This window comes from Geobacillus vulcani PSS1, from assembly GCF_000733845.1.
Classification (GTDB): domain Bacteria; phylum Bacillota; class Bacilli; order Bacillales; family Anoxybacillaceae; genus Geobacillus; species Geobacillus vulcani.
On record NZ_JPOI01000001.1, the window covers coordinates 2257186 to 2277424 of the forward strand.

24 protein-coding genes are annotated in these 20239 nt (G+C 50.8%); 17 read left to right on the forward strand and 7 right to left on the reverse strand.

The window, feature by feature from the left end:
* Window positions 1–37: 37 nt before the first annotated feature.
* The 3 genes from asnS (at window position 38) to nth (ending at window position 3517) form a co-directional block, all read left to right on the forward strand.
* The gene (gene asnS, locus N685_RS0112250; RefSeq protein ID WP_031408751.1) at window positions 38–1330 is read left to right on the forward strand and encodes an asparagine--tRNA ligase; all 1293 of its coding nucleotides are present in this window, start codon (window positions 38–40) and stop codon (window positions 1328–1330) included.
* A gap of 67 nt (window positions 1331–1397) precedes the next feature.
* A complete protein-coding gene (locus tag N685_RS0112255) occupies window positions 1398–2105 on the forward strand; it encodes a DnaD domain-containing protein (protein WP_031408753.1) in 708 nt (235 codons plus the stop codon).
* 740 nt (window positions 2106–2845) lie between these two features.
* On the forward strand, window positions 2846–3517 hold the full coding sequence (nth, locus tag N685_RS0112265; RefSeq protein ID WP_031408754.1) for an endonuclease III: 672 nt from the start codon (window positions 2846–2848) through the stop codon (window positions 3515–3517).
* Between the two features lie 112 nt (window positions 3518–3629).
* Here nth and N685_RS0112275 read toward each other — a convergent pair whose 3' ends face one another.
* Complete coding sequence (locus N685_RS0112275) at window positions 3630–6350, reverse strand: PBP1A family penicillin-binding protein (protein WP_031408756.1); 2721 nt, start codon at window positions 6348–6350, stop codon at window positions 3630–3632.
* A gap of 33 nt (window positions 6351–6383) precedes the next feature.
* Window positions 6384–6986, reverse strand: a complete 603-nt coding sequence (gene recU / locus N685_RS0112280) for a Holliday junction resolvase RecU (RefSeq protein ID WP_031408758.1) — start codon at window positions 6984–6986, stop codon at window positions 6384–6386.
* A gap of 252 nt (window positions 6987–7238) precedes the next feature.
* Here recU and N685_RS0112285 point away from each other — a divergent pair, with 252 nt between their 5' ends.
* Together N685_RS0112285 and N685_RS0112290 are read left to right on the forward strand one after the other, a co-directional pair.
* Window positions 7239–7481, forward strand: a complete 243-nt coding sequence (locus tag N685_RS0112285) for a hypothetical protein (RefSeq protein ID WP_031408760.1) — start codon at window positions 7239–7241, stop codon at window positions 7479–7481.
* 116 nt (window positions 7482–7597) lie between these two features.
* Window positions 7598–7981 carry a YppE family protein gene (locus tag N685_RS0112290; RefSeq protein WP_031408762.1) on the forward strand — a complete coding sequence of 128 codons (384 nt, stop codon included), beginning with the start codon at window positions 7598–7600 and terminating at the stop codon, window positions 7979–7981.
* A gap of 68 nt (window positions 7982–8049) precedes the next feature.
* Here the strand turns inward: N685_RS0112290 and N685_RS19795 are convergent, their stop codons facing one another.
* Together N685_RS19795 and N685_RS0112300 are read right to left on the reverse strand one after the other, a co-directional pair.
* A complete protein-coding gene (locus tag N685_RS19795; RefSeq protein ID WP_013144930.1) occupies window positions 8050–8220 on the reverse strand; it encodes a hypothetical protein in 171 nt (56 codons plus the stop codon).
* Window positions 8221–8340: 120 nt separating this feature from the next.
* The gene (locus N685_RS0112300) at window positions 8341–8541 is read right to left on the reverse strand and encodes a YppF family protein (protein WP_031408764.1); all 201 of its coding nucleotides are present in this window, start codon (window positions 8539–8541) and stop codon (window positions 8341–8343) included.
* Window positions 8542–8825: 284 nt separating this feature from the next.
* Between N685_RS0112300 and N685_RS0112305 the strand changes: the two genes are divergently transcribed.
* Window positions 8826–9173, forward strand: coding sequence for a YppG family protein (locus N685_RS0112305; protein WP_031408766.1), 348 nt, complete (start codon window positions 8826–8828; stop codon window positions 9171–9173).
* Window positions 9174–9320: 147 nt separating this feature from the next.
* Here the strand turns inward: N685_RS0112305 and N685_RS0112310 are convergent, their stop codons facing one another.
* Together N685_RS0112310 and N685_RS0112315 are read right to left on the reverse strand one after the other, a co-directional pair.
* Window positions 9321–9575 (reverse strand): sigma-G-dependent sporulation-specific acid-soluble spore protein CsgA, encoded by a 255-nt coding sequence (locus tag N685_RS0112310; protein WP_031408768.1) that lies wholly within the window; start codon window positions 9573–9575, stop codon window positions 9321–9323.
* Window positions 9575–9760, reverse strand: a complete 186-nt coding sequence (locus N685_RS0112315) for a hypothetical protein (protein ID WP_031408769.1) — start codon at window positions 9758–9760, stop codon at window positions 9575–9577. Before N685_RS0112315 ends, N685_RS0112310 begins: the two co-directional genes overlap by 1 nt.
* Window positions 9761–9871: 111 nt before the next feature.
* Here N685_RS0112315 and N685_RS19800 point away from each other — a divergent pair, with 111 nt between their 5' ends.
* Window positions 9872–10009, forward strand: a complete 138-nt coding sequence (locus N685_RS19800; RefSeq protein WP_167333002.1) for a hypothetical protein — start codon at window positions 9872–9874, stop codon at window positions 10007–10009.
* A 116-nt stretch (window positions 10010–10125) separates the two neighbouring features.
* On the opposite strand, the gene N685_RS0112325 is transcribed toward N685_RS19800, so the two are convergent.
* Window positions 10126–10590 carry an Hsp20/alpha crystallin family protein gene (locus tag N685_RS0112325; protein ID WP_031408772.1) on the reverse strand — a complete coding sequence of 155 codons (465 nt, stop codon included), beginning with the start codon at window positions 10588–10590 and terminating at the stop codon, window positions 10126–10128.
* 230 nt (window positions 10591–10820) lie between these two features.
* Here N685_RS0112325 and N685_RS20165 point away from each other — a divergent pair, with 230 nt between their 5' ends.
* The 10 genes from N685_RS20165 to N685_RS0112375 all read left to right on the forward strand — a co-directional run bounded on the left by N685_RS20165 (window position 10821) and on the right by N685_RS0112375 (window position 20237).
* Complete coding sequence (locus N685_RS20165; protein WP_256371114.1) at window positions 10821–10943, forward strand: hypothetical protein; 123 nt, start codon at window positions 10821–10823, stop codon at window positions 10941–10943.
* Between the two features lie 189 nt (window positions 10944–11132).
* Window positions 11133–11807 carry a response regulator transcription factor gene (locus tag N685_RS0112335; RefSeq protein WP_031408774.1) on the forward strand — a complete coding sequence of 225 codons (675 nt, stop codon included), beginning with the start codon at window positions 11133–11135 and terminating at the stop codon, window positions 11805–11807.
* Complete coding sequence (locus N685_RS0112340) at window positions 11804–13201, forward strand: HAMP domain-containing sensor histidine kinase (RefSeq protein ID WP_031408775.1); 1398 nt, start codon at window positions 11804–11806, stop codon at window positions 13199–13201. The genes N685_RS0112335 and N685_RS0112340 overlap by 4 nt, the downstream gene beginning before the upstream one ends.
* Window positions 13202–13218: 17 nt before the next feature.
* Window positions 13219–13374, forward strand: a complete 156-nt coding sequence (locus tag N685_RS19805) for a hypothetical protein (RefSeq protein ID WP_011231640.1) — start codon at window positions 13219–13221, stop codon at window positions 13372–13374.
* Between the two features lie 15 nt (window positions 13375–13389).
* Window positions 13390–13944, forward strand: a complete 555-nt coding sequence (locus N685_RS0112350; RefSeq protein WP_031408777.1) for a glycerol-3-phosphate responsive antiterminator — start codon at window positions 13390–13392, stop codon at window positions 13942–13944.
* A gap of 160 nt (window positions 13945–14104) precedes the next feature.
* Window positions 14105–15781 (forward strand): glycerol-3-phosphate dehydrogenase/oxidase, encoded by a 1677-nt coding sequence (locus N685_RS0112355; RefSeq protein WP_031408779.1) that lies wholly within the window; start codon window positions 14105–14107, stop codon window positions 15779–15781.
* 66 nt (window positions 15782–15847) lie between these two features.
* Window positions 15848–17032, forward strand: a complete 1185-nt coding sequence (locus tag N685_RS0112360) for a LacI family DNA-binding transcriptional regulator (RefSeq protein WP_084177475.1) — start codon at window positions 15848–15850, stop codon at window positions 17030–17032.
* Window positions 17033–17166: 134 nt separating this feature from the next.
* Window positions 17167–18408, forward strand: a complete 1242-nt coding sequence (locus N685_RS0112365) for an ABC transporter substrate-binding protein (protein WP_031408783.1) — start codon at window positions 17167–17169, stop codon at window positions 18406–18408.
* Between the two features lie 174 nt (window positions 18409–18582).
* Complete coding sequence (locus N685_RS0112370) at window positions 18583–19419, forward strand: carbohydrate ABC transporter permease (RefSeq protein ID WP_031408785.1); 837 nt, start codon at window positions 18583–18585, stop codon at window positions 19417–19419.
* A complete protein-coding gene (locus N685_RS0112375) occupies window positions 19419–20237 on the forward strand; it encodes a carbohydrate ABC transporter permease (RefSeq protein ID WP_031408787.1) in 819 nt (272 codons plus the stop codon). The genes N685_RS0112370 and N685_RS0112375 overlap by 1 nt, the downstream gene beginning before the upstream one ends.
* Window positions 20238–20239: the final 2 nt, after the last annotated feature.

Below are 20239 nucleotides of genomic sequence, written 5' to 3' on the forward strand. Positions count from 1 at the left end.
AATGATGGACGTGTCGATTATTGGAGGGAATCAGTGCGTGAAAACGACGATTGCGGAAGTGAATCAATACGTAGGACAACAAGTGACGATCGGCGCTTGGCTCGCGAACAAGCGCTCAAGCGGGAAAATCGTCTTTTTGCAACTGCGCGACGGCACTGGCTTTATTCAAGGAGTCGTTGAAAAGGCGAACGTCTCGGAAGAAGTGTTTCAGCGCGCAAAAACATTGACGCAAGAAACGTCGCTCTATGTGACGGGCACGGTGCGCATTGACGAGCGCTCCCCATTTGGCTACGAGCTGTCGGTTGCCGATTTGCAAGTCATTCAAGAAGCGGTTGACTATCCGATTACGCCGAAAGAGCACGGCATCGAGTTTTTGATGGACCATCGCCATCTTTGGCTTCGGTCGCGGCGCCAACATGCGATCATGAAAATTCGCAACGAAGTCATCCGGGCGACGTATGAGTTTTTCAACGATCGTGGGTTTGTGAAAATCGACGCCCCGATTTTGACTGGCAGTGCACCGGAAGGAACGACCGAACTGTTTCATACGAAATATTTTGATGAGGAGGCCTATTTGTCGCAAAGCGGCCAACTCTATATGGAAGCGGCGGCGATGGCGCTCGGCAAAGTGTTCTCGTTCGGCCCGACGTTCCGCGCCGAAAAATCGAAAACACGCCGCCATTTAATTGAGTTTTGGATGGTGGAGCCGGAAATGGCGTTTTATGAGTTTGAAGACAATTTGCGACTGCAAGAAGAGTACGTCTCCTACCTTGTGCAGTCGGTGCTCGAGCATTGCCGGCTTGAACTCGGACGGCTCGGGCGCGACGTGTCGAAGCTCGAGTTGGTCAAACCGCCGTTTCCGCGCCTAACGTATGATGAGGCGATCAAGTTGCTGCATGAAAAAGGATTGACCGACATTGAATGGGGCGATGACTTCGGTGCGCCGCATGAGACGGCCATCGCTGAAAGTTTTGACAAACCGGTGTTCATCACCCACTATCCGACCTCTCTGAAGCCGTTTTATATGCAACCGGATCCGAACCGTCCCGACGTTGTGCTATGCGCCGATTTGATTGCGCCGGAAGGATACGGAGAAATCATTGGCGGCTCCGAGCGGATTCACGATTATGAGCTGCTCAAGCGCCGTCTGGAAGAGCACCATTTGCCGCTTGAAGCGTATGAATGGTATCTGGATTTGCGCAAATACGGTTCTGTGCCGCATTCTGGGTTCGGGCTCGGCCTTGAGCGCACCCTCGCTTGGATTTGCGGCGTTGAACATGTGCGCGAGACGATTCCGTTCCCGCGGCTGCTCAACCGGCTTTATCCGTAAAAAACCCCCTGCAAAAAGGGGGTTTTTTCGCCGCTGTCATGTTATACTATAGTTGAGGTGCATCGGCATGGAAAAGAAAAAGGTGGCCGAATGGCTGGCGCAAGGAAGCATCGCCGTCCCGAAGCTGCTGCTTGGCCACTACAAGCAGCTTGGGTTGAGCGAGGGGGAGCTCGTCTTGCTTTTGCATATGCAGTCGTTTTTCGAAGAAGGCGTCTTGTTTCCGACGCCGGCCGAGCTGGCCGAAAGAATGACGGTCTCGGCAGCGGAGTGCATGGACATGGTGCGTCGGCTCTTGCAAAAAGGGATGATCGCTATTGAAGAGCATACGGATGAACAAGGCATTCGCAACGAAAAGTATACGCTTGAACCGCTTTGGGAGAAGCTAGTGCATCATTTGTACACCCAAGCGGCTCAACAGGGGGAACTCGGCCGGCAGGAGGAAGAGGAGAGCTTATATACTGTTTTTGAGCAGGAGTTTGGCCGCCCGCTCTCCCCGTTCGAGTGTGAAACGCTTGCGATGTGGATCGATCAAGACGGCCATGAGCCGGCCATCATTAAAGCGGCGCTGCGCGAAGCGGTGCTGTCGGGAAAGTTGAATTTCCGCTACATCGATCGCATTTTGTTTGAATGGAAAAAGAACGGCATTCGCACGATTGAACAAGCGCACGACTACGGCAAAAAGTTTCGCAAACCGAAATTGTCCTCCCGTTCGGCGAAACAGACGACGGGGGAATTTAAACAGACGATCCCGTTTTTCAACTGGCTTGACTCGTAACGAGAGGCGCTGTCTCTCGTTTTTGTTTGTCCAAAATGGCCGATTGAACCGGTTGGGATTATGTCAAGAAAATAGACACATAAAATGGAGAAACGCCCTTCGTTTGGTGGCCTCTTGATAAGGAGAACGGTTGGCCCCCCTTCCCCTTATCAAGAGGATGAAGAAAACGCTATATTGCGACTTCATTCAGAGAAGTGCGAAGGGTGTCCGTTCCGCTCGGCTTTGCACAACTTCCGAGTATGGACGTACGATGCAGTGGAGTCTTGTCTATCACGAACAGAAACAGAAGACTCGTTAACGACTGGATTTAGGGATAAAATCATCCTTAGCTGCCGTGAGCAATGGCATGATATTTCCCAACATCCATCACTCACCTAAAGTGGAAAATATTGAAAAAACCATCAAGCGCATGCAAAGACAATGGTCTCGAAAATAGGAAATGAAGAAAACCGAAACCAGAAGGAGGTGAACTCCGTTACAGAAAAACGGAAAACATAAAGAAATTGGAATTCCTTGTTCTGAAAAAACGTCGAAGGCTAAAAAATATCCAGCTGCACTACACCCGCCAGATCACAACGAGGTTGGTGAAAGCCAAGCCAGCGTATGTGGTGATCGAGGATTTAAATACAAGTGGGAGGTAAACGAGAACAGCTTCGGCGAAATCGGGCGTGATGAACAAGGAAGGAAACAGAAACTTAACGCTCTATAAAGTTTTGTAAGTTTTCTGTAACGGAGACGAGGTGCTGACAAAGCAACAAATCCGCTACTGTTTGGATGAGATGGCGAAAATGTTTCCGGATGCGCACTGCGAGCTGGTGCATCGCAATCCGTTTGAGCTGCTGATTGCAGTCGTTTTGTCGGCGCAATGCACTGATGCGCTCGTCAACAAGGTGACGAAACGGCTGTTTGAAAAATATCGGACGCCGCACGATTATATTTCCGTGCCGCTTGAGGAGCTCGAGCAAGATATCCGCTCGATCGGCTTATATCGGAACAAAGCGCGAAACATTCAAAAGCTGTGCGCGATGCTGATTGACAAGTACAACGGCGAAGTGCCGCGCGACCGCGATGAATTGATGAAGCTGCCGGGCGTCGGGCGCAAGACGGCGAACGTCGTTGTGTCCGTTGCGTTCGGCGTGCCGGCCATCGCGGTTGATACACACGTTGAGCGCGTCAGCAAACGGCTCGGCTTTTGCCGCTGGGATGACTCGGTTTTGGAAGTCGAGAAGACGCTGATGAAAAACATCCCAAAAGAAGAATGGTCGATCACCCACCATCGGATGATTTTTTTCGGCCGCTACCATTGCAAGGCGCAGGCGCCGCAATGTTCAGCATGTCCACTTCTTCACTTATGTCGTGAAGGAAAAAAACGAATGCGGAAACGAGAGGAAAAGATGACAAACGAGAAGTGAAAGGGGGCTGACAAAAGGCGGCATGGATGCGGGGGCATGGGCGGTCGCATGCCGGCTTGCCATGAAAAAACGGATGGCGCAAAAGGCCATCCGTTTTTTTTGGATGCAATTGTTATGGACGGCTTCCGAAGCCTGCTCTGGATCCGTTTTTTAACGGCGGGGAGACAGGCAACGCTCCGCCGTTTGAGCCGGTGCCGCCGTTCGTGCCGTTCGTTTGTCCGCTGCTGTTCGTTCCTTGGTTGTTTGTTCCTTGGTTGTTTGTTCCTTGATTGTTTGTTCCATCCGTTTGGCCATTGTTTGTGTTGGTCCCGCCGCTGTTGCCATTTTCTTGTCCGCCGCTCGCGCCGCCGTTTTGTTCATTGTTGTTCCCCTGGCCGTTTTCGTTTCCGTTATTCCCGCTGTTGCCTTGATCGGTGCCGCCGTTTTGCCCGCCGTTGTTTTGGTTATTGTCGCCCGGTTGTTGTGGTGCGGGAGTTTGATTTTCTCCGCCGGGGACATGAACGCTGGTAATGGCCGGTTTGCTCATTCGTTCGCCGTCTTTCGCGTACACGGCGATCGTGTAGGTAGCGCCTGGCTCCGGATTTCCAATCGTGATGGACCGTTCTTTCGTTGTGACCGTGTTGGTTTGGCCTTTGCTGTCTTTGATGCGCACTTCAAAAACCGTATCATCCGTTTGTTCAGCGTAGGACCAAGAGATAGAGAGCATGTTGGCCACTTGATCGTACGTGGCAGTCAAATCTTTCACCGCCGGCAGCTCTTCCGGCTCGTCGTTTGCCGTTTCCGTCGGTTCGGTGCCGCGCACAAATAGTTCGTACGTAATTTCGCTTTCCGGCGTGTATTTGCCGGCGAGCTTCGGCGGGTTCGTGCCTTTTTTGATCGGCAGCTTGACGACGCTGTCCGGTTGTTTGAATTCCCCACTGCCGTCATCGATATGGGACATTAAGTTTTTCAACAAGTATTTCGGGATTTTTTGTTCCTCTATACTAAGTTTTGCCGTGCTGCTTCGCTTGCTGAAGCCAACCCAAATAGCCGCCGTATAGTTTGGCGTATAACCGACAATCCAGCTGTCCGGCACATCGTCTCTTTGGAGGCCAAATTTGGCGCCGTCTTCGCCGTAGTTCGTCGTTCCTGTTTTGCCTGCGAGCTCAAGCCCTGGGACATTCGCTAATATACCAGTTCCGGAACGGATGACCGTTTTCAGTACGTCGGTGATCATATAAGCAGTATAGTCGTGCATCACCCGTTTCGGTTTTGGCTGCAAATCCATTTCTGTACCGTCTGGGAAGACGATTTTCGTCACGGCATACGGCTTGGTGTAAATCCCGTTGTTGCCAAAGGCTGTGTAGGCGCCGGCCATTTGCAACGGTGACACATAGTTGGATACTCCCCCGATCGCATATGGCTCATATACTTCACTAAAGCCCATGCCAAGACGATTGGCAAACTCCATCGCCCGTTCTTTGCCGACGGCTTGGAACGTTTTTAACGCCGGAATGTTGCGCGATTTTGCCAGTGCTGTCCGCAAGGTGATTGGACCCATATATCCCCCGCCGGCGTTGCGGATCGGCGTTCCGTCTGAATACGTATACGGCTCGTCAACGAGAATGTGCGCCGTTGACCATTTTAAATATTCGATCGCTGGACCGTAATCCAAAATCGGCTTGATCGTCGAACCGGGCTGGCCGACCGGTTTGATGGCGTAGTTGAAGCCAAATTCGACGTGATCGCGGTGGCGCCCGCCGCCTAACGCGCGAATGGCGCCTGTTTTTGTGTCGACGACGGCGATGCCGGATTGCAGATCTTTCTTATTGGTAAAGTAGTTGTCAGAGTTTAATAGCTTTTCTACGTATGTTTGAACGTCTTGGTCGAGCGTAGTATAAATTTTCAGCCCATCTTCAAAGACGTTGACGTTCGCTTTGTCGGTCACTTCTTTGATCACTTCGTCAATGAAAGCGTCATACGGCACGGAGCTTTGCGGTTTTTTCCGCTCAGCGAGCATCGACTGGATCGGCACTTGTTTCGCTTTTTCCGCTTCTTCCCGGCTGATAAAGCCATGTTTCACCATGAGCGACAATACGGTATCGCGCCGTTTTTTCGCGGCTTCTGGATGGTCATACGGATTATACCGGTTTGGACTTTGCGGCATGCCGGCTAACAGCGCCGCTTCCGGAAGGGTAAGCTTTTTCAAGTCTGTCTTGCCAAAATAATATTCAGCGGCCCGCGCGACGCCATAAATGCCGTCGGAATAATAAATTTTGTTCAAATACATTTCCAAAATTTCATGCTTTGAATATTTCTGTTCAAGCTGCAGCGCGAGCCATGCCTCTTGCGCTTTTCGCTTCAACGTCTTTTCTGGCGACAAAAACGTCATTTTGACGACTTGCTGGGTGATCGTGCTGCCGCCTTCCGCACCAAATCCTTCCTTGATGTTGGCAAGGACGGCGCCAGCCAAGCGGACGACATCGATGCCGTGATGTTCATAAAAGCGGGCGTCTTCCGTTGCCAGCACGGCATCTTCAAGCACTTTGGGCACGTCTTTATATGAAATGTATGTCCGCTTGTAGCCGCCAAGTTCGGCGACTTTCTTCCCATTCATATCGTACACGATGGAAGAGAGCGGATCTTTAATTTTTGCTTCATCAAGCGGGGGCGCGTCCTTGACGAAGTAGGCGAACGCTGCCACGCCGCCGACAGCGGCGATTGCAATGATGAACAATATCGCAATGGCGATTGTTTTTAGCCAAGCGGTCCCTTTTTTCGTTTTCACTTTCTTCTGTTTCGTTTGTTTCGCTGCCTGCTTTCGTTCCACGCGAGAACGATACTCACCAGACATAAGCAAATCCTGCCTTTCTTACAAGTTTTTACTTCAACGAGTGAAGTACACGCTGTCTACTACACTAATATAATCAATTCTCGGCTGGTAGCCAAGCGGAATGGAATGTCCGTGCTGTTCAATCTCTTGTTTCGGAATCGACTTTCGTCCGCCGGCTTCCTGTTCGTTCCACCAAGCGATCAAATGAGAGGCGTCAAGCAAATACGTTTCATTGAGCAAAGAAAAACGCAAAATCGCAAAACAAATGCCGCCGTGGGCGACGACTTGCTCCATATGGCGGATTTGATGAGCGTGGAAATTTTTCAGCGGAAACGCCGTTTTGTTTTTTGTCTCTTTCGCCTCAAAGTCGATGTACTTGCCGCGGTACACACCGTTGTAGTCGGTCGTCGACGCTTGTCGGAAGTAGGCTTCGGTAATGACGGCGGCGCTCCGTTTCGGATAGTCGACGCGCACGATTTGCACCGGGGTCGGCTTTTTATGGATGACAGCGATGCCGTGTTCCCGGTAATATTCATTCGTCGCGTTTAAGTCGTCTTCGAGCGTCATGCCGCGATTGGCATAATCGACCGTCGGCCGGCGCGTTGCGTTCGGCTTGTTTCCGCGATACTCTTTTCCGCTTGGGTATTTGAGTGTCATCGCGTTCATCTCCTTTGAATGGTTTTTATTATACCATACGCTCTGGTCATATGCGCCTTTTTTCTTTTTGATCCTCTCTGACCGGAAAGTCCCTCATCTCGACCGAAAGCAGGCGCGGGGGAGGGAGGCAATGTCGAATGGCGGCTGCTTGCCACTTTCTTTGCCGAATTCGTTCTACTTTTGTCGCCGCGGCAGGAGTCGTCCTTCCCGCCGCGAATGGAATATCATCATGCGAGAAATGGGGGAGAGGGAATGGAAAAACGGCTCGTTAAAAAAGAGGAGATCGAAAAGCAGCTTCAGGAAATTGTCGCACTCATTGAGCAAGTCGATGCGAAAATGGAAAAAGTGATCGCCGATGTCATCGAAGAGCGTTATGAGCAAAATCAAGCGCAGCTCGGACGCCTTGAAGGGAAGATTGCCGGCGTGGAACAGCGGCTTGAGAAGGAGAAGCAGAGTGCTGCACTTCCGCTTTCGTCGAAACTGTATTTGGTGTGAGCCGGTCGGTATGGTATCATAAAACAGAAGCGCGTCGCGGCAAAACGCATCCGTTCTCCGGGCCGCAGGACACATGGGCAAACCGGATTTGCCGGCATGGATAAGGAGGAATCGCCATGGAAAAGGAACTTAAGGCGTTGACGGAGCGGCTGCAACAATACAACGAACAGCTGCTTTTGATCGCCCGGCGCGCCCGCGAGCGGAACGAGCAGCCGGATTTTTTTGCTGACGTGAAACCGATGGCCGAAGAGGTGCAGGCCGCTGCCGAACGGTGGAAGGACGCCGCTTCCCGCTGGATTCGCCATGCGCGGCCGAAATATGTCCATGAACAGCAAATTGAAGCCGCCGCCGACCATATGGCGAAGCTGTGTGTCGAGGCATTTTATCCGTCCGTTTCTGAGCGCCGCATCAAGCAATACAGTCAGGCCGTCGCTTATACGCTGGCGCTTGTCAAGGAACGGCTTGACGACACAAGCGAAGCGGGCAAGGAGAGTCTTTGAAGGGGCAGGAGAAAGCGGACGTACGGAAAAAGCTGTCCCCTGCGAAACAAGAGGGACAGCTTTTTGTTTTACGTGTCTTTCCCTGTCGTGATCGAGACCGGGCCGCCTTCTGCAGTAGCGACGGTGTTGATCTCGTATTCGACCCGCTCAGTGTGCTTGGGCGGCGCTGGTTTTCCATGTTTCGGCTTTTCATGGTCATGGCCTTTCAATTTATGGTTAAAATGGACACCTCGACCCATCGCCAATCCCCCCTTGTACGGCAATTCTTCTTGCCTCTTTAGGGTGGGAAGAAACATCGTTTTTTATGCGTCTTGAGGAACAGAGGGCAAAAAAAAGAAGGGAAAAGCTCCCTCATCGTCTTACAGCCCAGCGTATTCGCCTGCTTCATCCGGCTGAGAGGCGCCGACTTTTTCGAGCTCACGCACGAGATCGCGGTACTCAGCGAGCGAAATTTCCCCGCGCAAATACAGACGGCGGGCAAAATCAAGCAGTTCGTTCGCCTCAGCCGGTTCGCAATGTTTGACCGCCATAAACTTATGCTTTAACTCCGTCACGTTCATTGGTGCTTTTCCCCCTTCCCCTTTCTTACATCGTACCATGAAAATAGGGAGGAAGGCCGATTTCGGAAAATTAAAACTTCCGACAAGAGATGACATGTCCGTACACGCCATCGGGCGCCGTCACATATACTAGTGGCAGCCCACCTCTTCGGCCTGGAAGGTTGGTGGCTCATCAGCATGAATGTTGTTCGTTTGCGTGCGAAACAGCGCACGGCCGCATCTTGCCTGTACGAGCCGCTTTCTAGGCAAGGGGGAATGGACACCAACAATGGGGGAGAAGGAATATGCATCGTTACTCGCGCCCGGTTTTACCACCGCCCACGTATGGTCCGTATGGCTTAGGCAGCCATTATCATCCTTACTTCCACTATGGAGGTTCATCTTTTCCATCGGCGCCGGGGCACTGGCCCTTTTTTCCGTCCACCCATGCCGTCCCGCCTTCCCATCCGGCGTCATATCCAAAGCCGGGGCCGCTTTTGCCGCCGCCGCGCCCGTCGTTTCTCGCCCAGTTTAAAAACAGCGACGGAACCTACGATATCAACAAAATGATGAGTACAGTGGGGCAAATGATCAATACCGTCAATCAAGTGAATGGCGTGCTGAAAGGGCTGCTTGGTACGTTTAAAAAATGAAACCGCGGCATGGCGTGACGGTCGGGCGCTTGAAAGACAAAGAGGGTGTCCCAAAAGGGATCGGGACACCCTTTCTTATGACACAATCATTATGTTGTGTTTTGTTTAAGGGAAATTACCTTTTTGGGTCAGCCCCTTTTCACGTTGTCAAATGAGCAGCTCATACACTTCATTGAGCTGATATACGCGCTCATAATCGCGCTCATCCATCGCATAGCGGATTTCATGAGGCAAAATGCGGTCCAAAAAGGCGCTTTCTTCTTGCGTCAAGTCGCGGACAAATTCCCCTTCGCCTCGGTATGGTTTGCTGATCAGTTTTTTGTAAATGCGTTTTGGGGTGTCGTCGTGGTGATCCAAATAGTTGGACAGCACTTCGCGCAAATAGGCAAGGGTTTGTTCCATCACCGGCCTCCTCCTTCAAAAAAAGAGAGAAACTCTTTGCTTACGTTCGTTCGGCCGTTGGCATATGGGTTTTCCTCCGTTACGCGGTCTGGATCGAGATTCGTTTTGATGACAAGCATCGGCTCATCCGACGGCTCGTTGATCAGTCGGTCGTTCAATTGTTTGAAATCGGGCAGTTTCACCATTCGTTTTACACCTCCTAGTAAGTAGCGTAGCTTGTCAGCCGGGAAAGTATGTATGCATCGTTTTGGCCGCGGCAAGGCAAGCGAGTGGCAAACAGTAAGGGGGTGATGGCGGTGACGAACCGCAACGACAATCGGAAGCGGAAAAACAAATCCCCGAACCACCGCGAGGAAATCGCCAACGAATGGGTGGATCAAAAAAGAACGCTGGAAGAGGGCGAACATTCCGGAAATTCACCCCATAAACAATAGGAAGCTGGATAAGAAACAAGCCGCTCCCCATGAGGGGAACGGCTTGTTTCACGTCCAAGCGCGGCGCTGGCCGCTGCCAAAATGGCTTTTGAATGTACACACAGGCTGGATCGTCTTCAGTCGATATCGATATATTTTCGTTTTTGCGGCAGCTGGATGGTGAGCGTCCCATTTTGAAACGACGCTTTCACTTCATGCTCAGCGACTGGATACGGAAACGGAATCAGCCGCGCCACCCGCCGCCGTGCGTGGCGGCGTTCGTATACCTGGCCATGGCTGTCTGACGATTCCATCCATTCATGATGGTCGATGATCAGCTGCAAACCGTCTTCCTGCCATTGCAGGCTAATTTGTTCGCGCTTGATGTCAGGCAGCCGAACAATGATTTGGTAATCGTGCTTCGTCTCTTTCACTTCGATCGGAATGTACGCTTCAGCAAACGTTTGGGCGAAATAGTCATCGAGCGTTTCAAACAGTTTTTGCAACGGCCGTTCATCAAACCATTGATTCATCATTTTCCGCAAATGATGGAACGGGTGATGGCCTCCCCCGCTGGCTGGCGGTTGAAACGATTCATTCATTGCGCTCTCCTCCTTTTTTCAAAACAGCGAAATGGTTCTGTCGGGACGCTGCCGATTGGCAAAGCGATTCATTGTCAATGTATGTACAGAGCGCAAAAAAAGCTACTTCATACTTTTTTAGAGAGTTTTCATCTTGTTTTAACCCGGATGGAATATAATGACACCACCATCCATGAGATGCACATCAATAACGCTGCTGGTTGTCCGGCGGCGGGAGGAGGGATGGCGCGATGCATTGGGTTCATTGGCTGGTGACATTGTTTTTTTCTGGAACAGCCGTGTCGCTTCTTTCTTATCAAGTGTTGGAAATCGTTCAAGCCATTGTCGATTGGATCGTCGACCGCCATTCATGAACAGTTGGCCGGACCGCCTTTTGGCGGCGTGCTTTTCAGGGCAGCCCGCCAATGGCGTTCCACTCTTTTTCGCCCGCTGCTCGCCGTTGGCGGTGGGCGTTTTGTTGTGTATAGTAAAAATGAAACGAAAGAAATCGGGGATGTGCAAAGGTGGAAGCCGCAACAGCTGCAAGAGAGGAGGAGCAACGGATGAACGGACGTATTTTATTGATTGAAGATGAAGCCGGGCTCGCCCGGTTTTTGGAGCTTGACTTGACACACGAAGGCTTTGACGTGCATGTGTGCGCCGATGGACGCGAAGGGCTTGAGCGCGCTCTCTCGGAGCAGTGGGATCTCATTTTGCTTGATGTGATGTTGCCGCGTTTAAATGGCATGGAAGTATGCCGTCGCATCCGAGCGGCGAAATCGACGCCGATCATTATGATCACCGCGCGCGACAGCGTGTTTGACCGCGTCATGGGGCTCGATAATGGGGCCGATGACTACATCGTCAAACCGTTTGCCATTGAGGAGCTGCTCGCCCGCATCCGCGCCTTGTTCCGCCGCGTTCATCCGGAAGCGAACGGCCAAGTGTTGACGTTTAAAGATTTAGTCGTTGACGTGCAGGCGCGCACCGTGAAAAAAGGAGACGAGTTTATTGAGCTGACAAAGCGGGAATACGACTTGCTCGTCGCCTTTATGCAAAACATCAATGTCGTCTTGACGCGTGATGCGCTGCTTGACAAAGTGTGGGGATTTGACGCCGAAGTCGAGACGAACGTTGTCGATGTGTATGTCCGCTACTTGCGGCAAAAGCTTGACGAACACGATAAAGAGCGATATATCCAAACGGTGCGCGGCGCGGGATACGTGATGCGGCCATGAAGAGAGGGGCTATTCGCCGGTTTTCGCTGAAAGGGAAGCTGACCGTTTTGTCGGCCGGGGCGATTTTCGTTACGTATTTTGTGTTTACGTTTTTGCAATACCATATGGTCAAACAATGGCTGCTCAAAGAAGAAGAAAAAACGATGGAACAAACGGTGGCGGAAATTGAAACGTATTACGCGGAAAAACGTAATCTATCGTGGGAGGAAATTCGCCGCAGCCGCGCGTTTTTGGAAAGGTTGAATGAGCGCTACCAACTCATTCGCGTCACGGATGAAAAAGGAAACGTCATCGTCTCCGTTTCCAACGGGGCAGCGGTGTCGCTATCGCCGAGCGAGATGCCCGACAAGCGGAAAATGGATGAGCATTTCATCAACAATGAGCGATTTTTGCTGCTCCGTCAGCCGCTTCATATCGGCAACTTGCATGGGACGATCGAAATCGCCCGCCGGCTGGCAAGGTTTCAACAAGTGACCAATACGCTTTTTCTCATCATGACGGTGATCGGCTTTTTGGCCATGGCGGCAAGCGCTGTCGCCGGCCGGTTCGTGGCGCAAAGCTTTGTCCGGCCGCTGCAAACGCTGGCCAAAACGATGGCGGACATTCAAAACGACGGGCTGAAACGGCGCATTGATGTGCCTCCGGCGCGCGATGAAATGACGGAACTGATGCTCGTGTTCAACAGCATGATGGATGAAATTGAGCGATCGTTCGCCATGCAGCGGCAGTTTGTTGAGGATGCGTCCCATGAGTTGCGCACGCCGATCGCCATTTTGCAAGGCCATCTTTCGTTGCTGCAGCGTTGGGGCAAGCATAATCCAGAGATTTTAGAGGAGTCGCTCGAGGCGGCGGTGAAAGAAGCGGAGCGGCTGAAGCGGCTCGTTTTGGAGCTTCTTGACTTGTCGCGCGCCGAGGCGATTGCGGTGCCGGATGAAGTGACACCGATGGATGTTGCAGCGGCTGTCGGACAAGTCGTCAAAAATTTCCGCGTCTTGCACCCGGATTTTCAATTTCTGATTGACCAGCCGGATAAGCCGATTGCGCGCGCGGCGATGGCGAAGCATCATTTTGAACAATTGCTGTTCATTTTGCTTGACAATGCGGTAAAATATTCTCAGCGAGTGAAACAAATCGCGATTTCCTTGCGCGAGGAAGGGCCGTTTGTCATCGTGTCTATCCGCGATTATGGCATCGGCATCCCGAAAGAGGAGCTGAAAAACGTCTTTTTGCGCTTTTACCGCGTCGACAAGGCGCGCAGCCGCGAACAGGGCGGCGCCGGGCTCGGCCTTTCGATCGCCAAGGAGATCATCGATAAGTACGGCGGGCAAATTGCGATGGAAAGCGAAGTTGGGAAAGGAACGACGGTAGAGCTCGCCATTCCGAAAGCGGAATAGGAGAGGAGCGTGAGGCAATGGGACATCCCCATGAGGAAGAGGCGGCAAGCAAAAAGGTGATTCATCATCTCGTTGAGAAATTCCGCAAGCGCGGGGTGAAAATCGCCACATGCAAACCGCGAACCATGATGTCACTGTCATGCTTAGATGAGATCGACAAAATGAGAGGATGAATCGAAGAAAAGAAAATGGAAGCGAAACAGCGCATCATTCCGGCCATCAAAACGATGAAGCAATTTGACGCCTTTTTGTCAAGCGGTTACACGGTCGGCGTGTTGCTTGAGGTGCATATTGCCCAGTTAAAAAGCATCTTTGCCTATGCGCGCCGGCATGGCAAGGAGTTGATCATTCACGTCGACTTGGTGCAAGGGCTGAGTCATGATGAACATGCGGCGGAATATCTTTGCCAGGAATTTCGCCCGCATGGCCTGATTTCCACGAAAGCGGGCGTCATTATGAAGGCGCGCCAAAAGCGTGTCTTGGCCGTGCAGCGCATCTTTTTGCTTGATTCGCACGCGTTGGAGAAAAGCTATCAGATGATTGCGAAAACGAATCCCGACTGCATCGAAGTCATTCCGGGTGCCATGCCGCACATCATCCACGAAGTAAAAGAACGGACCGGGAAGCCGATTTATGCCGGTGGACTTATCCGCACCGTCGATGATGTCGAGCGCGCGTTGGAAGCTGGGGCGGTGGCGGTGACCACGTCCAACGAAACATTATGGCGCCACTACAATGGATAATGCGTTGAGCTGGCCAAATCGGCCGCAGTCTGCTACAATAAAAGCAACACAAGTTAATCATCAGTCAGGAGACAAGGAGAGACCATGCACACATGGTAGGCGAAGGCTTATCGTGTTTGCACTGGTCTCTTTTTGTCTTTTTTCAAAGGAGGAGTCAAGCATGACATTCTCAAGCAAACAGCGGAACGATGTTCTCGAGGCAATGAGCGAAAAGCCATACGATCTGTTGGTGATCGGCGGGGGGATCACCGGGTGCGGCATCGCCCTGGATGCCGTCTCGCGCGGCATGACGGTCGCGCTTGTCGAAATGCAAGATTTCGCCGCCGGCACGTCAAGCCGGTCGACCAAGCTCGTCCACGGCGGCTTGCGCTACTTGAAGCAGTTCGAGGTGAAGCTCGTCGCCGAAGTCGGGCGCGAACGGGCGATTGTGTATGAAAACGGCCCGCACGTCACCACACCGGAGTGGATGCTGCTGCCCATTTATCGCGGCGGGACGTTTGGCAAATGGAGCACGTCGGTCGGCCTTTGGCTGTATGACCGGCTGGCCGGCGTCAAGCCGAGCGAGCGGCGCACGATGCTTAACGCCCGGCAGACGTTGGAAAAAGAGCCGCTCTTAAAGCGCGACGGCCTCCTTGGCGGCGGCTATTACGTCGAGTACCGGACGGACGATGCCCGCTTGACGATCGAGGTGATCAAAAAAGCGGTCGAGCTTGGCGCCGACGCCGTCAACTATGTAAAGGCGGAACAGTTTTTGTACGACGAGCGCGGCCGGATCATCGGCGCCCGCTGCCGCGACCTGCTCGGCGGACGAGTGTATGACATTCGCGCCAAAAAAGTCGTCAATGCCGCTGGGCCATGGGTCGATGCACTGCGCGACAAAGACGGTTCGAAAACGGGCAAACGCCTCCAACTGACCAAAGGCGTCCATATCGTCATCGACCAAAAGCGGTTTCCGCTCAAGCAAGCCGTTTATTTTGACACCCCGGACGGCCGGATGGTGTTTGCCATTCCCCGCGACGGGAAGACGTATGTCGGCACGACCGATACGTTTTATAACGGCGACCCGGCCCACCCAACGATGACGGACGAAGACCGCGACTACTTATTGCAAGCGATTCACTACATGTTTCCGTCTGTCGGCATCACCGCGGCCGATGTGGAATCAAGCTGGGCCGGCGTCCGCCCGCTCATCTATGAAGAAGGGAAAGACCCATCGGAAATTTCCCGCAAAGACGAGATCTGGACGTCGCCGTCCGGCCTCATTACGATCGCTGGCGGCAAGCTGACCGGCTACCGGAAAATGGCCGAGACCGTCGTTGATCTTGTTGCCAAGCAGCTGGAGAAAGAAGAAGGAAACGTGTTTCAGCCGTGTCGGACGAAACAATTGCCGATTTCCGGCGGCGATGTCGGCGGCTCGCACCGCCTCCCTGCCTTCATCGCTGAAAAGGCGGACGAAGCGGTGCGCTACGGATTAACGAAAGAAGCGGGAGCGCGGCTGGCGAGACAATACGGCACGAACGTTGATCGGCTGTTTGCTTTAAGCAGGCAATACGACCGTTCATCTGGTGTAACGCGCGAAACGTTCATCCGCCTCGTCTATGCCATGGAGGAAGAAATGGCGGCCAAACCGGCCGACTATTTCATCCGCCGCACCGGCGCGCTGTTGTTTGACATTGATTCGGTCCGGCGGGAGAAAGAGGCAGTGGTGGCGTTTATGGCGCGGTATTTGGGGTGGACGGAAGAAGAGCGGGACGTGTATAAGAAAGAACTCGACAAGGAACTGCGACGAGCGGTGTTGGGGGAAGCGGATGAGATAGTAAATAAAGAAAGAATCTAGAAGGACCGGCGCTCAAGATTGAGCGCCTCTTTTTTTGATTAAATTTAGTAAAATAAAAGAGTGGACATGTGGCGATTTCTAAAACGCAATTTAAGAAAAAATCGTATAAGTTTAAATGTTTTATTGATTTTTATCATTGAATTTGCTATATTTTACTTAAGTAAATCAGTTAATTTAACTAAAAGGATAGCGTGTGATGACATGATGATTACGATGAAAGATATTGCTGAGAAAGCGAACGTATCAATCGCAACTGTATCAAGAATTTTAAATCACGATGCAACTCTCTCCGTTTCCGAGGAAACGCGCCAACGCGTGTTGGAGATTGCCAAACAGCTCAATTATAAACCGGTGCGGAGGCGCAATGCCAACCGTACCAGTCAGCGAAAAAGCGAATGGCATCAGATCGCTCTTTTGATTGCGGTATCCCAACATGAAGAAGCGACAGACCCATATTTCAGCCTGATCCGCCGCGGCATTGAAGAGCAGTGTGAGCAATTGCCGGTTCGTATCTCTTCGGTGATCCGAGTAAACGGTGAAGCCAGTATACAAGACGTCAACGAGTTTGATGGGCTCATTGTCATTGGCGGCATTGACCCTGATGACATCAAGAGCCGTGTTCAGGAAGACATCCCCATTGTATTTGTGACCCAAGTCATCGATGTAAAGGGGTATGATGTCGTTTGTTCCGATTTGGAAGCGGCTACAGAGAACATCGTTGATTACTTGCTCACTCTTGGCCATCACCGAATCGGCTATATCGGCGGCACCGAAACGGTAAAAAAAATGAACGGCGGCAAAAGTTATGAAATTGACGATGTGCGAAAGCGAGCGTTTGAGAAAAAGATGAGGGCGCTCGGGCTTTACGAGCCGCAACAAGTGTTCATTGGCGACTGGGGGCCTGCGGGCGGATACGAATTAATGAAGAGGGCCATCGACTCCGGGGACTGGCCGAGTGCGTTTGTCATCGCCAGCGACCCGATGGCGATCGGCGCCTTGCACGCTATTCATCAAGAGGGTCTGAAAGTTCCGGAAGACATTTCTATTATTAGTTTCGATGACATTGACGCTGCGGCGTTTTTGAACCCGCCCCTTTCGACTGTGAAAATATACGCGCATGAAATGGGAAAGCTTGCGGCAAATGCGTTACATGAGCGGATGGCAGGAAACCGAAACATTCCGGTCAAAATCGTCACTCCGGCGGAGCTGATTATTAGGGAAAGCTGTGCAAAACACGGCCAAAATACATAAAGGGGGTGAGCGGCGAGAATCATAGCAAGAAGCTATGTAACGAAAAAAGTAAGCGCTGACAACTTAACGAAAAAACGGATGATTGTTGAATGAGGCCGTACATGTTAGCAAAGGGAAATGGGGGAACAAGGAAGATGAAAAAAGCGCTCGCACTCATCATGTCCAGTGCATTAACTTTTTCGCTGCTTAGCGCATGCGCGAATAAAGCAGAACAAAATGCAAGCGAATCAGGCGGAAAAGTCAAAATTGAGTTTTTCCATTACAAACCCGAAGCAAGGGGAACATTCGATAAACTGATTGAAAAATTTGAAAAAGAAAACCCAAACATTGATGTTGTCAACGCCAATCCTCCGGATGCAGGAACGGTATTAAAAGCCCGCGCCGCTAAACGGGACATGCCAGATATCGTTGGGGTTGGCGCTGATACGACATTTGCGGAACTCGCCAAAGCGGGGATGTTTGAAGATGTCACGAAAGCGCCGGAACTGAACAACATTCAACCTTCGTATATTCAAATGGTAAAAGACGTCAGCGGACTCGAACGAGTGTATGCCATTCCTTATGCGGCCAATGCGGATGCTGTCATTTACAACAAAGCCATCTTCAAAGAACTCGGTTTGAGCGTTCCGAAAACATGGGATGAGTTTATAGCTGCAGCCGAAAAGATCAAAGCAGCCGGAAAAACGCCGTTTTACTTTACGTTTAAAGATGCGTGGACGACATTGCCTGCTTACAACGCTTTGGCAGCCAACACCCAAGGGGAAACATTTTTCCAAGATTTAAATCAAGGCAAGACAAGCTTTGAAAAAGGGTATAAAGAAGCAACCGAAAAATTTGTGGAGCTGTTGAAGTACGGGCATAAAGATCAATTTGGCAAAGGGTATGCGGATGGCAATGTGGCGTTTGCCAAAGGCGAGTCGGCGATGTACTTGCAAGGCATTTGGGCGATCCCGGAAATTAAAAAGGCCAATCCGAATATTGAACTCGGTGTATTCCCTTATCCTGTCACAAACAATCCGGAACAAACCAAATTGGTATCCGGCGTTGATCTTCTTTTTGCGATCTCGAAAACATCAAAACATCCGAAAGAAGCAAAGAAATTTATCGACTTCTTATTAAAAGAGGAAAATGCAAAGGCGTACATGGCTGAACAAAATGCGTTCTCGGCCATCAAGGGATTAACGCAGGAAGATCCGATGTTGGAAGGGTTAAAAGAAAGCTTTGCCAAGGGAGCGTTGGTCGATTTCCCAGACCATTATATTCCGCCGAGCATCAATTTGGCCAATTTGTTGCAACAGTTGACGCATGATCAAGATGTGGGGAAGTTTTTAAAAACAATGGACGCCGAGTGGGAAAAAGTGAAAGGGCGTAAGTAATTAGGCAAGAAGGAGAAACGGGAAGAAAATAGGGGGAGTTCCTCGGTTTTTCTCCCCCTGTTATCATTAGGAGGTGATACGATGCGGAAAGAGGTTGTTGTGACAAGGGAACGAAGCGTTTCATTGTCTATTTTCCAGAAAATCAAAAAACCGAAAAACATCGCGATTTACTTAATGACCGTTCCGGCTGTCGTGTTATTTGCGGTATTTCATACGTTTCCGGCCCTCCAAGGCATTTTCTATTCCTTTACCAATTGGGACGGATTAAGCTTAACGTACGACTTTGTTGGATTGAAAAATTACTACTACTTGTTTCAGGACGAAAACGTATGGCATTCGTACTTGTTTACCTTTCAGTTTGCCATTGTGTCGACCGTGCTCGTCAATGTCCTCAGTTTAGCGATCGCTATAGGGTTGAATGAAAAAATTAAGTTCAAAAATTTTTTTCGCGCTGTGTATTTTTTGCCGAATGTTTTAAGCGTGCTGATTGTAGGCTATATTTTCAACTACTTGTTTGCTAACGTACTCCCTTTATGGGGAGAGAAGCTGGGGATTGAGGCGCTTTCCACGAATATTTTAGGAAGCGAAAAATGGGCATGGGTCGGCATTGTCATTGTCGCTGTATGGCAGGCGTGCGCTTTTAATACGATTTTATACTTAGCGGGGCTACAAACCGTGCCGTCTGAGCTGTATGAGGCTTCCAGTTTGGACGGAGCAAGCAAATGGCAAAACTTTCGGCATATTACGTTTCCGATGATTGCGCCGTTTTTTACGATCAATATGGTGTTGGCGATGAAAAACTTTTTAATGGTATTTGACCAAGTCGTGGCGTTGACAGGCGGGGGGCCCGGACGGGCGACTGAGTCGATTTCATTGCACATTTACAACGGTGGATTCCAAGGCGGGGAGTTCGCTTACCAGTCGGCGAACTCGGTCATTTACTTTATTGTCATTATGGCGGTATCGATTGCGCAGATTAAATTTTTACAAAAACGGGAAGTGGATATGTGATGGCCAAGAAAACAAACTGGGTTGCCACATTGTTGATTGCGGTCGGCGCGCTGTTCATTTTATTTCCTTTGTATATGGCGGTGTCCATCGCGCTAAAAACGCCGGAGGAATTGGCAGACTCAGTGCTGTCGTTGCCGGTCGGCATGCATGTGGAAAATTTTGCGAAAGCGATCAAGGCTACGAACTTTTTTCAAGCGTTTCAAAACAGCGCGTTTATTACGGTAACCACCGTTGTTTTGACCATTATAACGAATTCGATGGTCGCTTATGCCATTGCCCGCAATATGCACCGGAAATTTTTTAAGTTTTTATATTATTACTTTGTCAGCGCCTTGTTTATTCCGTTTCCGATTATTATGTTGCCGATTGTCAAGCAGACATCGGCATTTGGGATGAATAATCCCAGCGGACTTGTTTTTCTGTATGTCGTTTATGGCATTGCGTTTAATATCTTTATTTACGTCGGGTATATCCGTTCGATTCCAAAGGAATTGGAAGAAGCGGCGATTATGGATGGATGCAGTGCATGGGGCGTGTTTTGGCGCGTGGTTTTCCCGCTTATGGCGCCGATTAACGCTACCGTTGCCATTCTAACCTGTCTATGGGCGTGGAATGACTTTTTATTGCCGTTGATTGTGCTGAGCGACCAGTCCGATATGACGCTTCCGTTGGTTCAATATGTGTTTCAGTCCAAGTTCGGCACGGACTACAATTTAGCGTTCGCTTCCTATTTAATGGCGTTGTCTCCGATGATCATCGTCTATTTGTTTGCCCAAAAATGGATTATTGGCGGTGTCACAAGAGGGGCAATCAAGTAAAC